The organism is Arcanobacterium sp. (ex Cirak et al. 2026) (assembly GCF_053585065.1).
Window position 1 is genome coordinate 70,485 of the sequence record NZ_JBQJCE010000006.1, and the last position, 21,713, is coordinate 92,197.

The 21,713-nt window shown below is 53.1% G+C and carries 18 protein-coding genes; 3 read left to right on the plus strand and 15 right to left on the minus strand.

The window, feature by feature from the left end; genetic code table 11:
• From ACTOVJ_RS04585 to dinB, 9 genes are all read right to left on the minus strand, one after another.
• Complete coding sequence (locus tag ACTOVJ_RS04585; protein WP_449504091.1) at positions 1 to 1,389, minus strand: UDP-N-acetylmuramoyl-tripeptide--D-alanyl-D-alanine ligase; 1,389 nt, start codon at positions 1,387 to 1,389, stop codon at positions 1 to 3.
• Positions 1,386 to 2,885, minus strand: a complete 1,500-nt coding sequence (locus tag ACTOVJ_RS04590; RefSeq protein WP_449504092.1) for a UDP-N-acetylmuramoyl-L-alanyl-D-glutamate--2,6-diaminopimelate ligase — start codon at positions 2,883 to 2,885, stop codon at positions 1,386 to 1,388. The genes ACTOVJ_RS04585 and ACTOVJ_RS04590 overlap by 4 nt, the downstream gene beginning before the upstream one ends.
• Positions 2,872 to 4,725, minus strand: a complete 1,854-nt coding sequence (locus ACTOVJ_RS04595) for a peptidoglycan D,D-transpeptidase FtsI family protein (protein ID WP_449502264.1) — start codon at positions 4,723 to 4,725, stop codon at positions 2,872 to 2,874. The genes ACTOVJ_RS04590 and ACTOVJ_RS04595 overlap by 14 nt, the downstream gene beginning before the upstream one ends.
• A gap of 23 nt (positions 4,726 to 4,748) precedes the next feature.
• On the minus strand, positions 4,749 to 5,135 hold the full coding sequence (locus ACTOVJ_RS04600; RefSeq protein ID WP_449502265.1) for a cell division protein FtsL: 387 nt from the start codon (positions 5,133 to 5,135) through the stop codon (positions 4,749 to 4,751).
• Positions 5,132 to 6,133 (minus strand): 16S rRNA (cytosine(1402)-N(4))-methyltransferase RsmH, encoded by a 1,002-nt coding sequence (gene rsmH, locus ACTOVJ_RS04605; protein WP_449504093.1) that lies wholly within the window; start codon positions 6,131 to 6,133, stop codon positions 5,132 to 5,134. The genes ACTOVJ_RS04600 and rsmH overlap by 4 nt, the downstream gene beginning before the upstream one ends.
• Positions 6,134 to 6,227: 94 nt before the next feature.
• Positions 6,228 to 6,659, minus strand: a complete 432-nt coding sequence (gene mraZ, locus ACTOVJ_RS04610; protein ID WP_449502267.1) for a division/cell wall cluster transcriptional repressor MraZ — start codon at positions 6,657 to 6,659, stop codon at positions 6,228 to 6,230.
• Between the two features lie 222 nt (positions 6,660 to 6,881).
• Complete coding sequence (locus ACTOVJ_RS04615) at positions 6,882 to 7,265, minus strand: DUF3040 domain-containing protein (protein ID WP_449502268.1); 384 nt, start codon at positions 7,263 to 7,265, stop codon at positions 6,882 to 6,884.
• A gap of 306 nt (positions 7,266 to 7,571) precedes the next feature.
• Positions 7,572 to 8,822: a DNA (cytosine-5-)-methyltransferase gene (dcm, locus tag ACTOVJ_RS04620; protein WP_449504094.1), complete on the minus strand. Its 1,251-nt coding sequence runs from the start codon at positions 8,820 to 8,822 to the stop codon at positions 7,572 to 7,574.
• A 238-nt stretch (positions 8,823 to 9,060) separates the two neighbouring features.
• Positions 9,061 to 10,272, minus strand: coding sequence for a DNA polymerase IV (dinB, locus tag ACTOVJ_RS04625; RefSeq protein WP_449502270.1), 1,212 nt, complete (start codon positions 10,270 to 10,272; stop codon positions 9,061 to 9,063).
• Between the two features lie 25 nt (positions 10,273 to 10,297).
• Between dinB and ACTOVJ_RS04630 the strand changes: the two genes are divergently transcribed.
• A complete protein-coding gene (locus ACTOVJ_RS04630) occupies positions 10,298 to 11,104 on the plus strand; it encodes a spermidine synthase (RefSeq protein WP_449504095.1) in 807 nt (268 codons plus the stop codon).
• On the opposite strand, the gene ACTOVJ_RS04635 is transcribed toward ACTOVJ_RS04630, so the two are convergent.
• Together ACTOVJ_RS04635 and ACTOVJ_RS04640 are read right to left on the minus strand one after the other, a co-directional pair.
• A complete protein-coding gene (locus ACTOVJ_RS04635; RefSeq protein ID WP_449502272.1) occupies positions 11,064 to 12,449 on the minus strand; it encodes an MFS transporter in 1,386 nt (461 codons plus the stop codon). The genes ACTOVJ_RS04630 and ACTOVJ_RS04635 overlap by 41 nt on opposite strands.
• 161 nt (positions 12,450 to 12,610) lie before the next feature.
• The gene (locus ACTOVJ_RS04640; RefSeq protein WP_449504096.1) at positions 12,611 to 13,651 is read right to left on the minus strand and encodes a PAC2 family protein; all 1,041 of its coding nucleotides are present in this window, start codon (positions 13,649 to 13,651) and stop codon (positions 12,611 to 12,613) included.
• Between the two features lie 187 nt (positions 13,652 to 13,838).
• Between ACTOVJ_RS04640 and ACTOVJ_RS04645 the strand changes: the two genes are divergently transcribed.
• Positions 13,839 to 16,010 carry a HelD family protein gene (locus tag ACTOVJ_RS04645; protein ID WP_449504097.1) on the plus strand — a complete coding sequence of 724 codons (2,172 nt, stop codon included), beginning with the start codon at positions 13,839 to 13,841 and terminating at the stop codon, positions 16,008 to 16,010.
• 48 nt (positions 16,011 to 16,058) lie between these two features.
• Here the strand turns inward: ACTOVJ_RS04645 and nrdR are convergent, their stop codons facing one another.
• The gene (gene nrdR / locus ACTOVJ_RS04650; protein WP_449502275.1) at positions 16,059 to 16,541 is read right to left on the minus strand and encodes a transcriptional regulator NrdR; all 483 of its coding nucleotides are present in this window, start codon (positions 16,539 to 16,541) and stop codon (positions 16,059 to 16,061) included.
• 92 nt (positions 16,542 to 16,633) lie between these two features.
• Positions 16,634 to 17,260 (minus strand): LysM peptidoglycan-binding domain-containing protein, encoded by a 627-nt coding sequence (locus tag ACTOVJ_RS04655; protein ID WP_449504098.1) that lies wholly within the window; start codon positions 17,258 to 17,260, stop codon positions 16,634 to 16,636.
• 190 nt (positions 17,261 to 17,450) lie between these two features.
• On the opposite strand from ACTOVJ_RS04655, the gene lexA reads away from it, so the two are divergent.
• The gene (gene lexA, locus ACTOVJ_RS04660) at positions 17,451 to 18,149 is read left to right on the plus strand and encodes a transcriptional repressor LexA (protein WP_449502277.1); all 699 of its coding nucleotides are present in this window, start codon (positions 17,451 to 17,453) and stop codon (positions 18,147 to 18,149) included.
• 50 nt (positions 18,150 to 18,199) lie between these two features.
• Here lexA and ACTOVJ_RS04665 read toward each other — a convergent pair whose 3' ends face one another.
• Positions 18,200 to 20,170 carry an ATP-dependent DNA helicase gene (locus ACTOVJ_RS04665; protein ID WP_449504099.1) on the minus strand — a complete coding sequence of 657 codons (1,971 nt, stop codon included), beginning with the start codon at positions 20,168 to 20,170 and terminating at the stop codon, positions 18,200 to 18,202.
• On the minus strand, positions 20,163 to 21,644 hold the full coding sequence (gene hflX, locus ACTOVJ_RS04670; RefSeq protein WP_449502335.1) for a GTPase HflX: 1,482 nt from the start codon (positions 21,642 to 21,644) through the stop codon (positions 20,163 to 20,165). The genes ACTOVJ_RS04665 and hflX overlap by 8 nt, the downstream gene beginning before the upstream one ends.
• Between the last annotated feature and the right edge of the window lie 69 nt (positions 21,645 to 21,713).

Genomic DNA, 21,713 nt, shown 5'->3' on the forward strand with positions numbered 1-21,713 from the left:
TTACTTCCCCTTGTACGCATCGGCAATAGTCCACACATGGGATCCGTTAGAGCCCTTGAGTAAGACTACGTCACCCGGACGAAGGATCGTGGAAAGTACACTCCCTGCGCTCGAAGCGTCGGTGAGGGTCGCAGTGCGTCCGCGGGTCTGGAGTTGGTCAACCAACGGCGCCATTTCCTCCCCCACTCCGACGACGACGTCGACGTTACATTGAGCGACGTAGTCTCCAAGATGACGATGCTCAATTTCGCTCTCTGCGCCAAGCTCAAGCATCGAGCCCAAAACTGCCACGGTTCGTTTACCTTCACCGATCTGTGCCAACGCATCGAGGCCAGACCTCATCGAATCAGGATTAGCATTGTAGGAGTCGTCAATGATGGTCATGGACTCAGCCTCGAACACATCCATGCGATGGGCGCTAGCTGGACCCGTGGAATTGAGCACATCGACGATCTGATCGAACGGTATATCAAGCTGTAGCGCACCACTTGCTGCAGCAAGAGCATTTGCCACGTGATGAGCACCCACCAAACGCAAGCTCACCCGAGCATGTTCTTGGCTAGTACTGAGAGTAAATGTCGCACGCGAATCCGCTCCAATTTCAATGTCGCTGGCCACGACGTCGCCATTATTGGCCTTCGAAAATGTTACGACGGGAGTGTGAGCAAGCTGAGCCATGGCTGCCACGCGCGGGTCGTCAGCATTGAGAACAACGACGCCACCTGGCGCTGTCCCGGTGACAAGTTCACTCTTTGCTTTAGCGACATTCTCAATTCCACCAAACTCCCCCAAGTGGGCTCGAGCCACGATGAGAACGATTGCGACATCCGGCGGAGCAATCGACGTCAAATATTTAATGTTACCGATATGATCGGCTCCCATTTCACATACGAGCGTCGCCGTTTCAGTGTCGGCACGCAGGACAGTCAATGGCATTCCGAGTTCGTTGTTGAATGACCCTGGAGGAGCGATGATCGGACCACGGTGTGCACACATCGCTGCAAGCAAGTCCTTCGTGGTCGTTTTTCCAACCGATCCAGTGACGGCAACAACCTTGAGATCGCGGCGTCCATATTCACGTAGCAAACGCAAGTTCTCCCGAGCTAAGTCACCCAACGCACTAACGACGTCGGTAACCTTAATGACTGCTGAAGGATCGGCACCACCAGCGACGGCGGCGTCGGGATCTGATGTCACGACAGCAACCGCACCTGCAGCGAGAGCCTGGCCGGCAAAACTATTGCCATCCACGCGCTCCCCTTGAATGGCGATGAAAATGTCACCGGCCGTGACCGTACGATTATCGGTGGATACACCCGTCACAGCCACGTCTGACTCGTGATACGAGCCGACCGCGCGCGCCACTTGTGCAAGAGTCATCTGGATCATTGCTCGTTTTTCTCCTTCACACAGGTTCGTGCAACCTCACGGTCGTCGATATCGATAAAAAAGTCTCCGTAATTTTGAGCAGTCTCATGTCCTCGCCCAGCCAATAACACCGTATCAGCTGGATCTGCCTGGTCGATCGCCCACCGGATCGCCTCACGGCGATCCGCAATCTCACGATACTTCGCTCCCTCGACAATCCCGGAGATCAGATCGCGCCGAATAGCAGCAGGATCTTCATAGTGAGGGTCATCGTCTGTAATTATTGTCAAATCAGCATGTTGGGAGACAACGCGTGCCATCGCTGGACGTTTGCCTTTATCACGATCTCCCGCCGATCCGGTCACGACGATGAGACGGCCGTCCACAGTTCCCAACCCATCCATGGCCTTGGCGAGGGCATCTTCGTTGTGGGCAAAATCCACCACGACCCGTGGCTGTTGCGCAACAACCTCCATGCGCCCGGGGACGACAGGAGAAACGCCGTCGGCGATAGCGGCGCGAAGTTCATCGAATGGCACGCCGCTTTCGGCGACCATCGCAATCGCCAGAGCAGCGTTGGCGACATTAAATATTGCAGGAAGTGTCACTGAAGTGCGCATACGGCGGCCGGTAGGATCAGTGAGCGTAAATAAATGTCCGTGTTCAGACTCGACAATCTCACTGACACTCCACCCACCCGGTGCAGCATTGCCATGTAGCGAAAGCGCAACAACACCGTCTCGTTCCCTACTCACTTCGTCAAAAAGGCGCTGTCCATAGTCGTCATCAACTGTGATGACACAGCGTGAGGAGTTTGCAACATCGAAAAGAACCTTTTTCGCGCCGAAATAATCTTCAAAGGTCTGATGAAAATCCAGATGATCCTGAGTCAGGTTGGTAAAACCGGCAACAGTGAAACGAATGGGACGTGTGCGTCCCTGGGCAAGCGCGTGAGAAGACACTTCCATGACAAGATCCGTTCCACCGCGTTCACACAGGACTTCAAGCATCGCTTGAAGCTCGTCAGGTTGAGGCGTCGTCATACGAGCAGGCACTGTCTGCCCAGCAAGCCGAAGCTCAACCGTCCCAATCAGTCCCGTGGTCACGCCCAGTTTGCTCAGAATCGAATCGATCATGAAGGTCGTCGTTGTCTTACCGTTCGTACCGGTGACAGCAAAGGAACGCAGCCGCGTTGCCGGCGTGCCATATGCTGCTGCAGCGAGCGTCCCCGCAATTGCCGCGACGTCCGGAACCACGATGATTGGAACATTGAGCTCTCCCGCGATCTGTGCACCTTCGGCATCGGTCACGACGGCGACAGCGCCAGCATCGACTGCAGCAGACGCGAAGCGTGCCGCATGGACCCGTTCACCGGGCATCGCAATAAAGAGATCCCCGTTACGCACAGCCCGGTTATCCATCACCACACCTGTGATCTGCACATCGGGCGAGGAAGAGCCAACTAACTGCGCAAGATCACTTAACGAGGTTGACGGCGTATGGTCACTTCGCAGCATACATTTCAGCTTTCGTCCAGGGGAACTTCTTCAACGGTTGCGTCGAGGGCGGTACTTGACGCTGTCGCATGGCAAAACTTGCGATCTTCGAAAAGACAGGAGCAGCGACCTCTCCACCGTAGCCAGGCGGCGGTTGGTTTGAGACAGCAACCGCAACTGCAATTTGAGGATTCTCAGCAGGAATAAGTCCGACGAAGGATCCCACACGTCGCGTGAGCTTGCCATTCGTATCCGGAACCTGCGCAGTTCCAGTCTTTCCCGCAACGTTGTAACCATCAACACGAGCAAGCGGTGCCGTTGACCCCGGTTGCGTCACAGCCTCCATCATCTTAACCATTGTGGAGGCTGATTCCTTCGAGATCACCTGCATCGATTTTCCGACGGGTTTGGGAGTGAATTTTCCCTCCCGATCATAGGTTCCCTCGACAAGGTGAAGGGGAACCTTGACTCCACCATTACCGATAATGGACACCATTTGTGCTAGTTGCATCGGGGTAGCAGCCCAGCCTTGACCAAACATGGTGGTGTAATGCTCACGGTTTCCCCACGTTTTGTAGTTACGCAAAATTCCCTTCGATTCTCCCGGCAATTCGATACCGGTAGGAGATCCGAGGCCAAACTTCGTCATGTAGTCATAACGAACCTTGTCATCGAGCGTATCGCCGATTTGAACCAAACCCGAATTGTACGACAGCGCCAAAATGCCTGCAGTAGTCATCATCTGTGTCGGGTGAGGATCATTGTCATGGATCAACTCACCATTAGGCATGCGCCGGTTAGACGAGACAAGGAACGTGGAAAGCGGGTTGACGGTCTTCTGGTCAATTGCCGAAGCGAAGGTCATCACTTTGCCAGTGGAACCCGGTTCGACGACAGCGGAGACCGCGCGTGAATTCAGATTGGACGGATCTGCGGCAGCCAGATTGCCCGGATCTGGTTCGTGAGAGTCAGCCAGAGCGATCACTCGACCAGTGCCAATTTCGACTGCGACTGCGGCACCCCACTTTGCGCCAAAACGATCAACAGATTCTTGGATCGCTTCTTGAGCGACCTTTTGTAGGTCACGATCGATCGTCAGTTTCACATTACCGCCGTCGACCGCCGGCACCTCTTTATTCACGCCTTGAGGGAAAACCGTTCCTGCCGGACCAACTTCGATCGTGAGTTGCCCAGATTTTCCTGAAAGCGTCGAGTTCGCCCACTGCTCGATTCCCGCTCGCCCAACGACTTCAGTGGATTTATCGGTTTGTCCCACGTATCCAAGGACTGTACCTGCAACGTTGCCATTGGGATAGGAGCGTTGCATGAAGCGTTCGGGATAAATTCCACGGATGCCGAGAGCATTGATTTCACGCCATTTTTCAGGCGAGATGTCCGATGCGACAAGTCCCCACTGTGTCTTCTTCTGACCTCCGAGGAGGATTCCACCGAGTTCTGCACGATCCATGTTGAGGACAGGAGCCAGTTCCTTCGCCGCAAGAGCTGCTCCGGTACCGATCATTTCACCGTCGTCGTTGTATTTAGTGTACGTAGCGATTTCTGGCTGGTTGACTCGAACGTTATATCGCTCGATTGACGTCGCAAGAACTGCGCCATGAGCGTCCAAAATATCTCCACGCTTAGCTTCCTGAGTGTAGGAGCGGGTGCGGAACTCTCGAGCGGTGGACGCAAGCTCGTTCGCAACAAAAACTTGCAGGTAGAGCAAGCGCGAAACGAGAATCAATAATGCCACCATGACGATGGCAACAATCCGACGGAATCGGGTGTAGGTGACTTGCTCTTCGGGAGACTTAAACGATTCGGTTCCTGCAATTCGCTGCCGAAGGCTGTCGGTGATCACGTGCAGCTTCCCCATCAACTCCCCTACTTCTTTTGAGCGAACTCAGCGATCTTTCCGGTATTTGGATCCAGGAACTTCGATGCAGTTGCCGGTGTCATTCCCAATTTCTTTGCTGCTTGCTCAAGGTTGGCAGGCGCAGAAACTGCGATTACTTCCTTTTCTAAAGTGGCTGCCTTCGCAGCTGCCTCATTGATCTGAACATTAATGTTCTTTAAATCGTACGCGCCCTGAACCATGAGTGTGTTGAGCTGGAATGCGACGCCCATCGCACCCAGAAAAATTCCAGCGCACAGCGCAACTGTGCCAAAGAATCCGCGCGCCGTGGCTGGTGTAGGAACGACAGAAAGTCCAGGAGCCGAAATTACTGGGGAAACTTGGCGCGCGGGGCGTGCATTGGCAAGTGCAGTCATTGAGCTACTCCTGAAGTTGTAAGTTTAATGTGCTCGGGCGTGGGCGCAGTCCTTTCAACTGCACGAAGTCTGACAGAGGCACTACGCGGGTTGCGTTCGATTTCCTCGGCGTCGGCTTTAATTGCGCCTCGTGTAAGCGAGACAAGAAATGGTTGATGATCCTCGAGTTCGACCGGAAGACCTGGAGGTGTTGAAGACACGAGACCAATGCGCATCGCATCCTTCACGATGCGATCTTCGAGGCTTTGGTACGACTCCACCGCGAGTCGCCCTCCTATACGAAGCGCATCGATTGCTGCTGGCACTGCTGTTTCAAGAACACCAAGTTCGTCATTCACTGCTACACGTAACGCTTGGAACGTGCGTTTGGCTGGGTTTCCACCAGTTCGACGTGCCGCGGCTGGAATTGACTCGCGGACAATTTCTACTAACTGCCCAGTGCGCGTGATCGGAGCGTTGTCACGTTCGCGAACAATGCGCATGGCGATCTTCTTAGCAAATTTTTCTTCGCCGTAACGGTGAAGGATACGAGCCAGTTCTCCAGCCGACGCCGTTGCAAGAATATCTGCCGCAGTCCGAGATGCCGTGTTGTCCATCCTCATGTCCAGTGGAGCGTCATGAGCGTAGGAGAAGCCTCGCTCGACTTCATCGAGTTGAAGCGATGAGACGCCGAGATCCATCAAGATAGCGTCAGCATGGCCATCCACACCATACTGCTGCGCCACGTCTGCTACGGCGTCATAGGTTGCATGAACTGGAATAAAGCGTTCACCGAAATGTGACAGACGATCTGACGCCAACGCGATTGCTTGCCGATCACGATCAATACCCGCCACACGGATCTTCGGGAACCTGGATAGGAAAGCCTCCGTATGGCCGCCCATACCTAAAGTGCAATCAATGAGCAGTGTTCCATCGGTCAAAGCAGGCGCAAGCAGATCCACACAGGTTTCGAGAAGGACTGGCACGTGAAGTGCGTTGTCATCTGCGTCAGCCATGTGCCGTTCCTTTCTTTCTGTCACCAATAATCGCTTCCTCCCGGTGCCCTGAAGTCGGGGAATAACCGCAGGACACCGGGGAGGAACGAAAATTTTAGAAAACTCCAGGGATGAGTTCGTCTTCGCGATTTGCGAAGTCAGATTCGTTGTCTGCCAAGTACGCGTTCCATGCCGCCGTATCCCAGACCTCGAGATGAGAACCAGAGCCGATCACTGACAGCTCCCGATCGAGGCTCGCATAGGAGCGAAGTGCTGCCGGGATAGTGATGCGCCCTTGTTTATCAGGGATCTGATCATCCGCGCCCGAAAGGAAGATACGCGTATAGGACCGTGCTTCCTTCGAGGTGAGCGGGGCTTGCTGAAGCCGAGCGAGCACATCTTCAAATTCCGCCATGGGATAGATGTACAGACAATGCTCTTGGCCTCGGGTAATCACCAAGCCTGAGGCAAGTTGATCGCGAAACTTGGCAGGGAGGATCAGCCGACCCTTGACATCGAGCCGCGGCTCATAAGTTCCAAGGAACATGCTTCACCCCCTTCCTCAACTTCCCTCCACCTTACCCCACTTTGCCCCACAATCAAGATGTATGACGCGTGTCGCACATGAATTATTCGCTTAATATCGCGGAAAAATCAGGTGGAGGAAAATGGATATTTCGCCACATTCACCGGCATAAAATATGACCCAGAGATAAAATCTCTGGGTCATAAAAGCCGAAAGAAAATTTTGGTGGAGGAAAGTGGAGGACTAGCGTCCACCCTCCTCACGTCGCTTACGCCACTGCTCAGCCTGTGCTTCCATAAAAGATGTTGCACGCTGTTTAGGCTTTTGCGCTCCGACGGAGACAGGAACCTGACGTGCACCAGTGGACAGGTACCACAAACCGGCAAAAACGACGATCGCACCTGCCACGCCAACAAGGGTGATTTCCGAAGACACACCAAGAACCACAACACCGAGTCCAAGTGCAGCAATAATGATTCCCAACACCAGATGGCGGGGTGAGAAAGTCATACGAGTTGGAATACCTTGTGTGTTCGAACGAAGTGCATCTGCAAACTTCGGATCTTCTCCCTTAAGTTGAGCTTCGAGCTCTTCGAGCATTTCACGCTCGCGATCAGACAGTGCCATGTTCCTCCTTGCGTCGCCCCTAACAGTACCGAAAAATCCAGTGCTTGGGCACCCTATTGTAGGGGTGTCAGTGAAAAGACAAGTGACGGTCAGCTTTCACATGAAAGGACGAATTGGCCTCCTTAATACAAGGCTATAGCATTTGATGACACATCTTCCTCAAATTAAAGAAAAAGAATAATTACTGTTTGTTTTATCAATTTCAAGGTATTGAGAGTTACAAATTAACATTTACAAAGAATCAAAATGAACCACTAATGGATTATCGAATTAAGACTTAAACGAATTAACAAACACTAATCAAATTCACTTTTCACCGATCTTGATCGGTTCAACTTCAATCATTGTTTCATCACGTTCAACATATCCAAGTGATGCCAATACGCAACGCCCAATATGATAACCAAGATTTACCGGCACTGCATTGCCAATCTGTTTGTACTGGTTAGCAACCGATCCGGCAAACTCCCAGCTGTCAGGAAATGTCTGGATCCGTGCGTACTCACGTACAGTAAAAGGTCGAGTTTCAGATGGATGGCACCGCTCAGTCTGTTTTTGTGCAGGGTTACATGTCAGCGTTAGTGACGGCTCATTCCATGCCATTCTTCTCGCCATGCCTGTTTTACCACCCCCAAGGTAATATGAGGCGCCCATGTATGAACGTTGAATATCGTCAGGTAAGTCGCGCCAATACCCTCCTTCAGGCACCAAACTCATGACTGCAGCCTTCTTCTCCGTGTAGGAGTAGCCTTCGGACCGCGGAACGTCCTTGAGTGCTTCGCGTAGAGTAATAATGTAATCACGCTCTTTCGGGAACAGGATAGGAAGATTCATTCCCTTTTTGACAGCAAAAAATATGAGCCGTTCACGCTTCTGTGGCACATCGAGGTATTGACTACGTAACACTCGATAGCTAACGTCATAGCCCAACTCGTCGAAGGTATTAAGCATTGTCACTAAGGTTCTACCCTCATCGTGACGTTCCAATCCCTTGACATTTTCACCAATAGCAATTTGCGGCTGTACAGCCTTTATGGCACGTGCAAAATCAAAGAAGAGCGTTCCGCGAGTATCTTCAAACCCTCGGCTCTTACCAGCATATGAAAAAGCTTGGCAGGGAAAACCTGCTTGTATAATCTTTGCTTTCATCCCGCCAAAGTCAAGCGCACGAACATCTGAGTTATCAATATTCCAGCCCAATTCATGGGTCTGAGAGTTGCTTTCTAGGGTTTGCACAGCGAACTTATCGAACTCATTGAGAAAGATATGTTCAATTCCCGCATTGTGAAATCCTAAAGCAGTGCCCCCACCCCCAGCAAATAAGTCAATACAAGTAGCTTCCTTAAACCGTTCTGATGATGCCAAGACTGCAAAATGCTCTGTTGATCCATCACCTGAGATTTTTCGATGCAAACGTTCTAGTTCTAATAGATCGAAAGTTCGATTTCCTCGCGTATCACGCCCCGCTTTAATCAAACCCTGTTTAGTCCAACGTCGGATGGTATCAGTTGACACCCCAAGAACTTTCGCCGCTTCACCGATAAGTACACACGTCATTTATCCCTCATTATCTATGGTAACCATTACCTATGGTAAAGGTTACCGCAGAATCACTCACAGATGAGCTGGGAAACTAGGCATATCCTCGTTAAACAGTTGGACAAGTTCGACCCTCTGTCTTTCAAACTCCATTATCTCCGCTTCGCCGCCCTCAAGTAATGCACCCTGAACTACAGCAGCAAACGCGTCAATTGGTGACTGGGTCGGGCACTATCGAATTAGCGGTCAAAAAGCTCTAGTCTAATGATTCTTTAAAAGAAGTACCCCAGGAAGCCGTATGATCGCCGAATTTCTTCAACACTTCGTCAACCGCACTCTCAACACGCCGACCACGTCCATCGTCGTCGATTCGTAACTGGAACCCTGACTCGCCGTCATCGAGATTCTCGGCTCTCACCCCCAAGAGCCTCAGGCCCCCACGCGCCGGGATCTGCGCGAAGAGGTGGATCGCCGCACGGAAAATCTCTGCACCGATATCTGTTGGGGCGCCGAAGGTCACCGAGCGAGAAATCGTGGTGAAATCGGCGTAGCGTACTTTGATTCCGACGGTCCATGCACGCACGCCGGCCTCCCGCAAACGACGCGCGACCGAATGCGACTGCTCAAGGAGCACGTTGGACGCATCGCGCGGATCAAGCAGATCGAAGAAAGTGCGTTCCTTCCCCATCGACTTCTCTTCGCGGTGGACAACAACCGGGCGAGGATCAATCCCCATCGCGAGCGCATAGAGTGAGTGCCCGGCGCTTGCTCCAACCATACGCACAAGTCGATTCTCACCGAGGGATGCCAATTCACGAACCGAATGGATGCCGTAATACTCGAGTTTTTCGCGCATTTTCTCACCGACACCCCATAAGGCTCCCACGGGCAATGAGTGGAGAAAGTCAATCGTGACGTCTGCTGGGATGAGGAGCAAGCCGTCGGGTTTAGCGTGTGCAGAAGCTATTTTCGCCACGTGCTTTGTGGCTGCGATTCCGACCGAGGCAGGAACGCCAACGGTCTCACGAATGCGAGCGCGCAGGCGTCGGCCGATCTCGACGGGGGTTCCCACTGCCTTGCGCGCACCACCAACATCGAGAAAAGCCTCGTCGACTGACAGTTGTTCGACTGTCGGGGTGATGTCAGCCAGAAGTGACATGATTCGCTTCGAGATCGCAGAATATTTGTGATGGTCGGGTGGAATGATCATTAGCTCAGGACAAAGCCGTTTGGCACGTGCTACTGGCATCGCAGAGTTCACACCGAAGCGCCGGGCCTCGTAGGACGCCGCTGAAATAACACCACGATCCTCACCGCCGACGGCGACCGGCAGTCCACGCAGCTCAGGACGCTCGAGCAGTTCAACGGACACGAAAAAGGCGTCCATATCCACATGCATGATATTGGTCTTTGAGTCGTCAGTCCCCCAGTTGCGCTTCGCCGCAGCTGACCTCGGTGCCCGTGACATTCTCACCTCCGATACAATCACCGCCATGGATACGATCACCGCAACCACAGATATGTCCCGACTACGAGTTGAGCCTGTGCCTGGCACGGATATCGTCATGCTCTACATCGACGATGCCGAATCATCAGCACTGGATCTTCGCGATCCGACTCACCTTGAGTTCGAGTATATGCAACAGATGCGAATTGCGATTGATGTGGCCTTCGATGCTGGTGCCCCTCTTCGGGTTCTTCATCTGGGCGGAGCTGGTTGTGCATTCGCTCGAGCCCTAGATGTTGAACGAAAGAATTCGCGCCAGCTCGCAATCGAAATTGATCCGCAACTCGCAACGCTCGCACGGCAATGGTTCGATTTACCGTCCTCCCCCAGATTACGGATTCGCAGCGAAGATGCACGCCACACTCTCGACACAAATAAGGGATCATGGCATGTGATTGTTCGCGATGCGTTCTACCGAGCTCGCGTGCCTATGCAGCTGGCTACCGTGGAGGCACATGCAGCAGCATCGAGGCTTTTGGCCGAAGGTGGGCTGTATCTGATGAACACTGCCGGCGGATCGCTCAGCGATGTCTATCGAGAGGCCGCTGCTGTTCTTCAAAGCTTTCCCCATCTCATTGCCGTTACTGACCCAGCGATTGCCCGTGGAAAACGTCGCGGAAACGTGGTACTCGTCGCATCTCACTCACCGATCAACACAACGGAGATCGGCCGACGTGTTCGCCGGTTACCGTTGCCGACTACCGTTGTCGGACAGACCACACTAGAGAAAGCCGCTCGTAGTACTCTGCCACTCACCGACGACGCCGTCGGCTGGCCGTTCGACGAGCAGTGACGTGTGCTTGCCGACGTCGTTCCCAACGATCTTGATAACGGTGGACCACATCCGCAAGCGACGGCACTTTTGGCCCGCCGTTCGCTTCTCGATCACGTCGCACTTTGCGCTTGTAGTATTCGACCGCTCCAAGCGCGAGGAGGAGTACGAACTGTGACGCCATCGCAATCGAATAACTACGCGGAGTGTAGGTACCGTGCGGGGAGACAAGATCGAGAACAAAACCAATGATCAGCGCTGCGCTCAATGTAGAAACGAAACCCCCCATGTTGATCAGCCCATTAGCAGTGCCGAGCCTACGGGGATCCACACTCGTTCGCGCAAAGTCGAAAGCGACATTTGATGCCACACCGCTCAAGGCCGTGGAAAAGAGCAGAAGAATACTTCCGGCAAGAGGTGTCGGCGCTGGGAGCAAGAGAACGACTGCGAACGCCGACGCCGATATTGCACTCGTTGCGTAAACAATCCATGAACGTCGTAATGGATGAGACGCGACGAGTCGGCCAACAATTGGCCCTAGGACGATGCCGAAAAGAGTGCTGATAATCAACATCGCGCTGGCCTGCGCTTTGGGCATTGCATCGTGCACCTGGAAAAACGGTACTCCCCACAGAAGAAGGAACGCCATCGGCGGAAAACAGGTAACAAAATGTACCCAGAATCCTAGCAATGTTCCTGGATTTCGCAGTGTTTCCCATATGCTCGGCGCCAATGAGTCCACTTCCACAGAGTTTGTCACTGATGCCAAATGCATACGATCACGCTCGGCAAATCCCGAGAAGTTGGGCGGGGTGTTCCGAATCAGGAGCATTCCGAGGATAGCAACAATGACCCCGAGTATCCCCAAAAAGGAGAACCCGGTACCCCACCCCCATACGGTCACCGCCGCAGCGAACGGCACTGAGGAAATCACCTGTCCAAGCTGCCCAAAGATCGACGTGAGCTGAGTCATGACCGGAACATGAACCGGAGCGAACCATGCGGGAATCACGCGAAGCGTTGCTGTGAAGGCCGTCGCATCTCCCATGCCAATGAGGGCACGTACTGCGAGCGCAACGGAAACTGAGGGAGCATAAGCAAGTCCCACTTGTCCGATTGCCATCGCAATAGCTCCGACCGCCATGACTCTGCGAGTGCCAAAACGATCCAATGCGATCCCGACAGGAATTTGAGCTAACGCATAAACACCTAACTGGACAACAGTAAACAGTGAGAGCACAGAGGCTGATATCGAAAAACGATCCATTGCCTCCAAACCAACGACACCAAGTGAAGTTCGGCCGGCCATTGCCACTATATAGATCGCCATCGCCGACATCCATACGCGCAAGGCTCCGCGTCTCATGTTTTCCCTTCGCTAGATGATGAACGTTCCCCCAGTTGTACTCCATATCTGGCGAAGGTGCGAGCGAGTTTTACGATGCGGGATTTTGCGAAATTCAGACACGAGACGCCAAACCTTCCTTCACGCAAGTGACCTGTGCCAGCGGTGTACGCTTCGAGCGTTTACTCGACGGTATCCCCGGACGTCGGTGACTCTGTTTCGTCGTCGTTGCGCGTGGTGGGCTGATGGGTAGTGTCTTCCAATGGCGGTGTACGCCATGAATGGCGTCCACGACGCACAGGAGGGTTCTTCGCTTTGGACTTCTTCACGGCTTCTTCAAGCGGCTTCTCTTCACGCATCTCCAAGAAACGTTCCACTGCTTCACCAATCTCGTCTGAGGTTGGGATCGTTGGATCGTCATTTCGAACGAATCCCACTCCCTCAGGGAGGTTGTCATACTCAGCTTCAAGATTTGCCACCAGTTCAGCGAGTTCTGGATTCGATTCCACCGCTGTTGCAAGGAATCCCATCTGTTCATCCACACGTTGCTCGAGATCTCCAACAGGAATCACCGGCCCACCAAGCGACGCCAACATTTTTGCTACAGCGAGCGCAGCCGAAAAGAACGGATGGTCTGCACGCGCAAGATACGCAGGCACACGAGTACGAATGGAAGTAGCCGCAAGTCCACGTTTGCCCGCCTCATTTTCTACCATGTCAGCAAGTGTGGCGTAGTGCTCAACGTAAGCGTGAAGGATTTCATTCTCGCGTGGGTGAGTCGAACGCACCACCATATCTGCGGGACGCGTATGTGGGACAGGCGCTGGCATACCTCCAAATGAGTACAGATGTGAAATGTTGTAAGTGGTGGCAATTTCGACAATATCTCGAGCCAAAACTGGCCAATGAAAATCTGGCTCCTGGCCGCTGATATAAAGGAATGTCCGCCCCTGGACGTCGGTGATGAGCTTAAGATCCATCGATGGGCATGACACATCTGCTAAACGTCCGTCAGCATATGTGGCAATTGGCCGTTGAGCACGGAAATCATAAAGAGGATCCGAATCGAACGAGGCAATACCAACGAAATCGAGATCCGAAATGACAGCTTCCATCGTCGCCGCAACCTCACCAGCGTCGACCAAACGATCCACAAGATTCAAAACGAGAGTATCGACCTCGATATTGCCAAGGCTTGGATCAATACGAATGTATGTGGGCATGCAACCTCCTTCTCGGTTCATTCTACCTGGCCGTCTTGAGTGATCTCAGGTCGTGGTTTCACGCCACAAAATAATGGTTTTCCGAGCCACAAATACGCGCCACAAATACGCGCCAAGAATAACCACTCGCACCAGACAACGTTTTCCGGAATAATAATGTTCCTGTTTTTGATGTTGAGGAGGACACGTGAGCACAAAAGATGCGATCAGCCAGGAGCAGGAGTTTGTCGACCAAGCGTACGCTGCTCTCGATTCGGAGCGTTCTCGTTACGAGACACAACTGGCTCGCGTGCGTAGCCAAGGAGGTGGCGGAACGCCAGGAGCACGCCGCGAACGTGATTCATTCGCCACTCACTATGAAGATAACCTCATCCGCCTTCGAAACCTTGAAAACAAGCTTGTCTTGGGACGGCTAGATTTGACTGACGGCACGGCTCACCACATCGGAAGACTGACCCTACGCGACGACGACGGCGCTGTTTTTCTTGTCGACTGGCGCGCCCCGCAGTCGGAACCGTTTTATCAGGCTACTGCTCTCAAACCCGGCAATGTTACTCGCCGCCGCCATATTCAACTTCGCTTCCGTTCAGTGACGGGGGTAGAAGATGAGCTCTTGACGTCAGAAGAAACGAACGAACTCAACCTCACTGGTGAAGGTGCGCTCTTCGCTGCAATGAACAAAGCCCGCGATGGCAAGATGGGCGACATCGTCGCCACGATCCAAGCTGAGCAGGATCGCATTATCCGTGCTGATTCCCGCGGTATCCTCGTGGTTCAAGGTGGCCCAGGAACTGGAAAGACTGCCGTCGCACTCCATCGAGCAGCGTATCTTCTCTACGCACAGCGGGAGCATCTGGCACGATCGGGTGTCCTCATTATTGGCCCATCTGAAGCGTTCTTGACATATATTGATGCAGTTCTTCCCTCGCTGGGTGAAACCAACGTTGTGTCTTCAACCATCGATCATCTTCTTCCTGGGGTGCGTCCAAGTATCAGTGAATCGGAAACAGTAGCAAGGCTCAAAGGGCGTATCGAATGGGCTGCCATTGCACAACGAGCGGTGAAGCGGATGCTCGAAAAGCCCGCCCGTACGGATGTGACAGTCATGGTGGGATCTCACAAGCTCGTCTTGACTCGAAAACTTGTTGCACAGGCGCAGGCGAAGGCTCGAGCAACAGATCTTCCACACAATGAAGCGCGTGAAACGTACGCAAAATTCCTGGTGAAGGAACTCGCCAAGCAGCTTGCAGAGGTTCAAGAGGTCACCTTTGATGATAATCCATGGTTGATTGCTGACGTTGCGGAATCGGTTGATGCTCGACGTGAAATTAACCGGCACTGGCTTCCGTCATCCCCCCAGCAACTTCTCGAACGTTTATTGGCATTCCCAGAGCACTTAGCCGATGTCGCTCGAGAATTTAATGATGCTCAGCGTGCTCTGCTCCTGCGGCCAAAAGGAACTGGCGTGACGAGTGCAGACATCGCGATCATGGACGAGATGGCTGAACACCTGGGAACATTCGAATCTGATGCCGCTCAGCATGTTCGCCGTATGCAAGAAGCTCAAGCACGTGAACTCGGTGAATATGCGTCGTCAACAATGAAAGCAATGAATCTCGGAGGTGGAATTGTCAGTTCAGCAAAACTCGTTGAACATCTCACCGATGATTCGAGCGGGATGACACTAGCGGAGCGCGCAGGAAACGATCGGACGTGGACTTATGGACACGTCGTTGTCGATGAAGCACAAGAGCTCTCACCGATGCAATGGCGTATGGTGGCACGCCGCAATCCGCAACGGTCGATGACAGTTGTGGGCGACCTTGATCAGTATCCGGCAGGTCCTCCGTCAGGGGGCTGGGCCGAAGTTCTTGGTTCAATGGCGCAGTTCACGCGCGAAGAAGTCCTGACAGTTTCATATCGAACTCCAAAGGAAATTCTTGACCGCGCACAACATATTATGGATGCAGTTGGTTATCAAGTGCGTCCAGTTCGAGCAGCCCGAAGTGTGCCTGGAGCCTATGCTTTCCACCGTCTCGATTCTGAGCACCTGCACGCTGCGCTCGATACCCACGTACGTGGACAGTGCGATTTTCTCGATGAACTCTATGGTGAAGGTTTTGGTACTCTCGCAGTTATTACTCCAATGGGAGCGAACTTCTCGCCGGAATCGTGCAATACACGAGTCACTGTACTTAGCGCTCGTGAAGCGAAAGGCCTTGAGTTTGATTCCGTGATTGTTGTTGAGCCTGAAGTCATCCTGTCCGATGGGCCTGGCGATCTCTACGTTGCCTTGACACGCGCAACCCAGCGAATGATTGTGCTGAGCTCAACAGATATCCCCGGAGCCACTGTCTAAACGCTCGCAACCTGAAATGATAGTGCCACACTAGCTGGTGTGGCACTATCATTTCAGGGAGGCAATTGCCTTCTCAAAATCCTCCAATGAGGAAAAATCGAGGTATACGGATGCGAACCTCAAGTAAGCAACCTTGTCGAGATGCTGAAGAGGCCTAAGCACTGCTTTGCCGATGTCGTCGGTAGTGATATGCGCAGAACCTTTCAAACGAACTAAGTCCTCAACCTCCTGCGCGAGGACAGCAAGCTGAGCACTTGTCACGGGTCGTCCTTTACATGCCTTACCCACACCGGCAATAATTTTGTCACGCGAAAAAAGTTCTGTGGCTCCAGAATGTTTTTTCACCATGAGCCCCGCAGTTTCAGTTGTAGTGTAGCGGCGGTGACAATGGAGACACTCTCGCCGACGACGAATCGACAGGCCATCATCTGACGGACGCGTATCAATCACTTTCGAATCGCCATAGCGACAAAATGGACAGTGCATGTCAACAAAATATATGTTTTGACACAGATTCGCCACTTGCAACATAAAGCCCGCGCCACACACATGGGTTCAGACAGCGCGGCGCGGGCCAAGATAGTGGTAGAGAAATTGGACACGAAAAGCACGACCACTACCTCTTAGTAAGTCGGCAGGAGCAACTCCTGGCCTACTCGGATCTGATCCGAATCGAGCCCATTCATTGAGCGAATATCGGAGATAACATCGGCTCTTGGACGATCAGTCATCACAAGAGAAGCAATGGAGGTCAAACTTTGCCCTTCTTGAACTCGCACGGTGTCTGCGTTTGCCACATTCAGCCCTAACGCACTGACAATAGCCATGCCAGCAAGGAGAGCGACGCCCGACATGAGTACCATCACCAAAATGCGCAACGTTGACTCAAGTGAGCCAGCGAGAGCTGAGCGTGCACCCGATCGATCAACCTGCCCATGCCAATAACTCGGCGATGTAGTACGCGACTGAACTTGTGTCACCATGCGACGAGGATGACGAATACCGTGACGAGGCGATGAATGAACCGCTTTCCACATTCCTGATTCGCGAACGATCCGCAGCGGAGCAATGTTATGCGGAGCGAAAATATCGTCTGCACTCAACGCACTATCGACGACACGAAGCGGAGTAACGCGAGCAGAAACAGGGTGATCTGGGCGGACATAGTCACCATCACGATGGCTGACTCTTTTGTGCGCACCTGATCGCTCCTTAACAGGTACAGCAGGCTCAATTGCGAGTGCACTCATTTTTCCTCCTCGAACTCACACTTTCGAACATCTGTTTGAATCCTATCTCCCACACACTCAAAAATGCAAACATTTGTTCGAAACATCTCCGAACAAATGTTTGAACAGCTCTTGTTAAGGGGATATGCTGTCGATATCAGAAAATCACCGGGGTATGACACAAATTTGCGATCACTTTTGGAGGGCGCACATGAACACTTCACTTTCAAAGCGCCAACTTGCCATCTTTCAGGCCATTATCGATTACCAGAATGATCAGGGGTATTCACCGACAGTGCGCGAAATCTGCGATTTGACAGGCTTAACATCGCCTTCGTCTGTGAAATATCACCTTGATGTTCTCGAATCAGCTGGAGTTCTTCATAAGGATCCTCGTCGTTCCCGAACAATTGAGATTACGGATATTGGCTCACGTCTCGATACCACCACTGGTGAGATCCGTCCGCTAACACAAACATCTCCTCCACCTGTTCCGCAGTCAGTTCATATCAGCGATTTTGACGAGGGTGTCTGTGCCCCCGTCAACGTTCCCCTCGTTGGGCGAATTGCTGCCGGCGGCCCGATTTTGTCAGATCAAGTTGTCGAAGATGTCTTCCCGCTCCCCCGGCAAATGACGGGTGATGGAGATCTGTTTATGCTGGAAGTCCGTGGCGATTCAATGATTGATGCCGCAATCTGTGACGGAGACTGGGTGGTCATCCGTCGCCAGCCGACTGCTGAAAACGGTGAAATCGTGGCAGCTATGATCGACGGCGAATCCACCGTGAAAGCTCTCTCTCGGGCAAACGGTCACGTGTGGCTACTTCCACGTAACTCGCAGTATGCACCGATTCCGGGTGACGATGCGGTCATTCTCGGCAAAGTTGTCACTGTGTTGAGGGCTTTATAGCAAGCCCAACAGTGCCACTGAGCCGCGCTACTCCTCTTTTTAAGGTCAGATCACATCGTAATTTCTGGTTCAACCTGTTCGGCAAGCCGCCCTAAAACTCCGCAGACGACGTCGCGTTCGGAGGTGTACCACATCCTCGGAATGGAAGCCATCAAGTAAGCGCCATAGCGCTTGCGTACTAACCGCGGATCCAGAATCGCAACTACTCCGCGGTCATCAACGCGTCGGAGCAAACGCCCCGCTCCTTGTGCCAAAAGAAGAGCCGCATGTGCCGCAGTCACCTGCATAAAACCATTGCCTTGATGAGCGTCAACATGCGCTTTACGCGCCTGCATCAGAGGATCGTTTGGCCGCGGAAACGGAATTCGGTCAATAATCACGAGCCGGTTTGTCAGCCCGGGGACATCAACTCCCTGCCACAATGACAATGTGCCAAAAAGAGATGCATGAGGATCTGCAGCAAATTTCTCTACCAGCGTCGATAATTGGTCTTCACCCTGAGCAAAGAATGGTAGATCGATACGCTCGCGCGCATACTCAACCGCTCTATCGCTTGCGGCACGCGAGGTGAAGAGCGCCAGTGCACCACCTCGCGATGACCTCACCAATTCAACGATCTCATCGAGATGTTCTTGTCCATAGCCATCTTTCCCAGGCTCGGTAAGATTCTGCGCGATATACAACACGCCCTGGCGTTGTGGGTCGAAGGGGCTACCAACGTCGATTCCCTCCCATGGCCCTTGCGAGGGGAAGGCAAACCCTACTTTCGATGCGATCGCATCAAACTTTCCACCAATTTTGAGGGTCGCCGAGGTGAGCACTACGGGCTTGCCCTCAAACAATTCGTCAGCAATCGGTGCTGCAACGTCCAGCGGCGCCAAATTCAAAAACGACGGGCCATCCGGAATTTGGCTTACCCAAGCAACAAGCGTTTCATCGTCAACCTCACCTGAGAGAATCGCTTCACATACTTGCGCAATTTCACTCAGTCGCGAGCGCAAAATCTGCTTCGACGTCGCAAGATCTTCGTTCGATGTCGACAGTGTGCTGACTTCTTCTCCGACGTCCTGCACCTGACCCAGCAGTCGAGTCACGACATCGATCAAAGAAAGTGGAATCGAAGTCAGGCGATCCTCGCCGAGAGAAGCAAGTACTTCGGCAAGTTCCTCAGCAGTGTCTTCCAGCGGCCCCGGCAAAATTTTCGCTGTTCGTAGCATTCTCACGACGCTAGTGATGTCGCCTTTGGACAGCGAACGGGTGAGTTGATTTGTTACTCGATCGACTAAATCGTGCGCCTCATCGATGATATATGCATCTGCTTCAGGCAAAACGGGAGTTTTTGTCGCTGCCACACCGAGCATCGCATGGTTCGTCACCACAATGTCTGCCTCGTCAGCCTGAGCGCGGGCAAGCACAGGAAAACATGAGGCACGGAGCGGACACTTCTCCCCGATACACTCAGCCTTGGGAATCGAGACCTGCGCCCAAGCGCGGTCACTCACTCCAGGCACAAGATCATCGCGATCACCTGTGTCAGTCACCATCGCCCAATCGCGAGCGCGAACCACCTCTTCACCCGTTGCAGTAGCGCCCACTTCTCCCTCGGCACGCGAAAGCAACGTGCCATCTTCGGGATAGCCTCCGTTCGCCTTACGTAAACAAACGTAGTTATTCCAACCTTTCAATAGGGCAATACGAGGATGCGTGCCAGTCATCGCACCAATCGCTGCAGACACTCGTGGCGCGTCTGAGGTCATGATCTGGCGTTGGAGCGCGAGTGTCGCCGTTGAAATAATGACACGTTGGGAGGTTTTCACATTCCATAGCAGTGCAGGAACGAGATACCCAAAGGATTTCCCTGTTCCAGTTCCCGCTTGAACCAGAAGATGCGCTCCATCAATGAGTGTTTCATAGACTGCGTGAGCCATCGTTTCCTGCCCTTCACGGGCAGTTCCATTCATCGAATCGATGACGGCATGGAGTGCGCGCACCGATTCCTCAAGATCGAAATTGTCACTCACGCGTATCGAGCAGCCCTAATTCAACAAGTGCTCCGGCAATTTGTGGTGTTACCCTGCCACGGATCCGTGTTCCGCCTTCTTCGTATGACTCTGAGTCAATTTCGCCAAACTCATGAATCTTCGATACAAGCGCACCCTGGGAAAATGGGACGACGACGTCGATGGCAATTCCTGGGCGTGGAAGCAACTGTGCAATTGCCTCGCGTAGGTCATCTATTCCTTCTCCACTGACTGCCGAAACGGGAACAGCAGCGGGGAATCGTGACACTAATGCTGCGACATCAAGCGGGTCAGCAATATCAGTCTTCGAAAAGACAACGAGCTCAGGAATCGATTCTGTGCCTGGAACGTCAGCAAGCACAGTGTGAACCGAATCAATCTGTCCCAGTGGATCGTGGTGCGACGCATCAACCACGTGAACCAACAAATCTGCCTCTCCTGCCTCTTCCAATGTCGAGCGGAAAGCCTCAACAAGTTGTGTCGGTAGATTTCGCACAAATCCGACGGTGTCCGTAATCGTATACTCACGTCCGTCGTCGGTGTGAGCCTGGCGAACTGTTGGGTCGAGGGTAGCAAAGAGGGCATTTTCAACAAGGACATCCGCACCAGTGAGCACATTAAGAAGAGACGATTTGCCTGCATTTGTATATCCCACGACGACGACAGAAGGAGCCTTGCGAGCACGGCGCTGGCCTTTGCGTACCTCTCTGGAGGTTTTCATCTCGCGAATTGCTTTGCGCAGCAGTGCCATGCGCGAGCGAATATGGCGTCGATCAAGTTCGATTTTCGTTTCGCCCGGTCCGCGAGAACCGATTCCAGCGCCTCCAGCGACGCGGCCACCGGCCTGCCTCGACATTGAGTCTCCCCATCCGCGCAGTCTGGGAAGCAGATACTCAAGTTGAGCGAGCTCGACTTGAGCCTTTCCTTCGCGGGACTTGGCGTGTTGGGCGAAAATGTCGAGGATCAAGGCGGTACGGTCAATCACTTTGACTTTAATGATGTCTTCGAGCGCACGACGCTGAGACGGGGCTAGCTCAGAGTCCGCGATCACAGTATCCGCTCCTACTGCAGCAACAAGCTCTGCAAGTTCTTGTGCTTTTCCTGAACCCAGGTAAGTTGCCGCATCTGGAAGCGAACGGCGCTGCAGCACGCCGTCGAGTACTGTTGAACCCGCCGTCTCGGCAAGCGCCGCTAGTTCTCGCAGCGAGTCCTCCCCCGCTTCCATGGAGCCATCAGTGACGACGCCGACAAGAACAACACGTTCGAGACGAAGCTTTCGGTATTCGACTTCTGTGACGTCCTCAAGCTCCGTCGAGAGATTCTCAACGCGTTTAAGCGAAGATCGTGCTTCGCGCTCAAGTTGATCGCCCGCCCATTTTCCTGTGTATGCAGGATCGTCTTGAAGGGCGGTTCCCTCGTGTGAATGGACGTCGAAATGCTCGTGTGTGTGCTTAATATCCGTCTCCTTTGCCATCATGTTCTATTGTCTCTCACTGATGGTCTGCTTGCCATCTCGCATTCACACTCCGGGTGCGTTTACTCT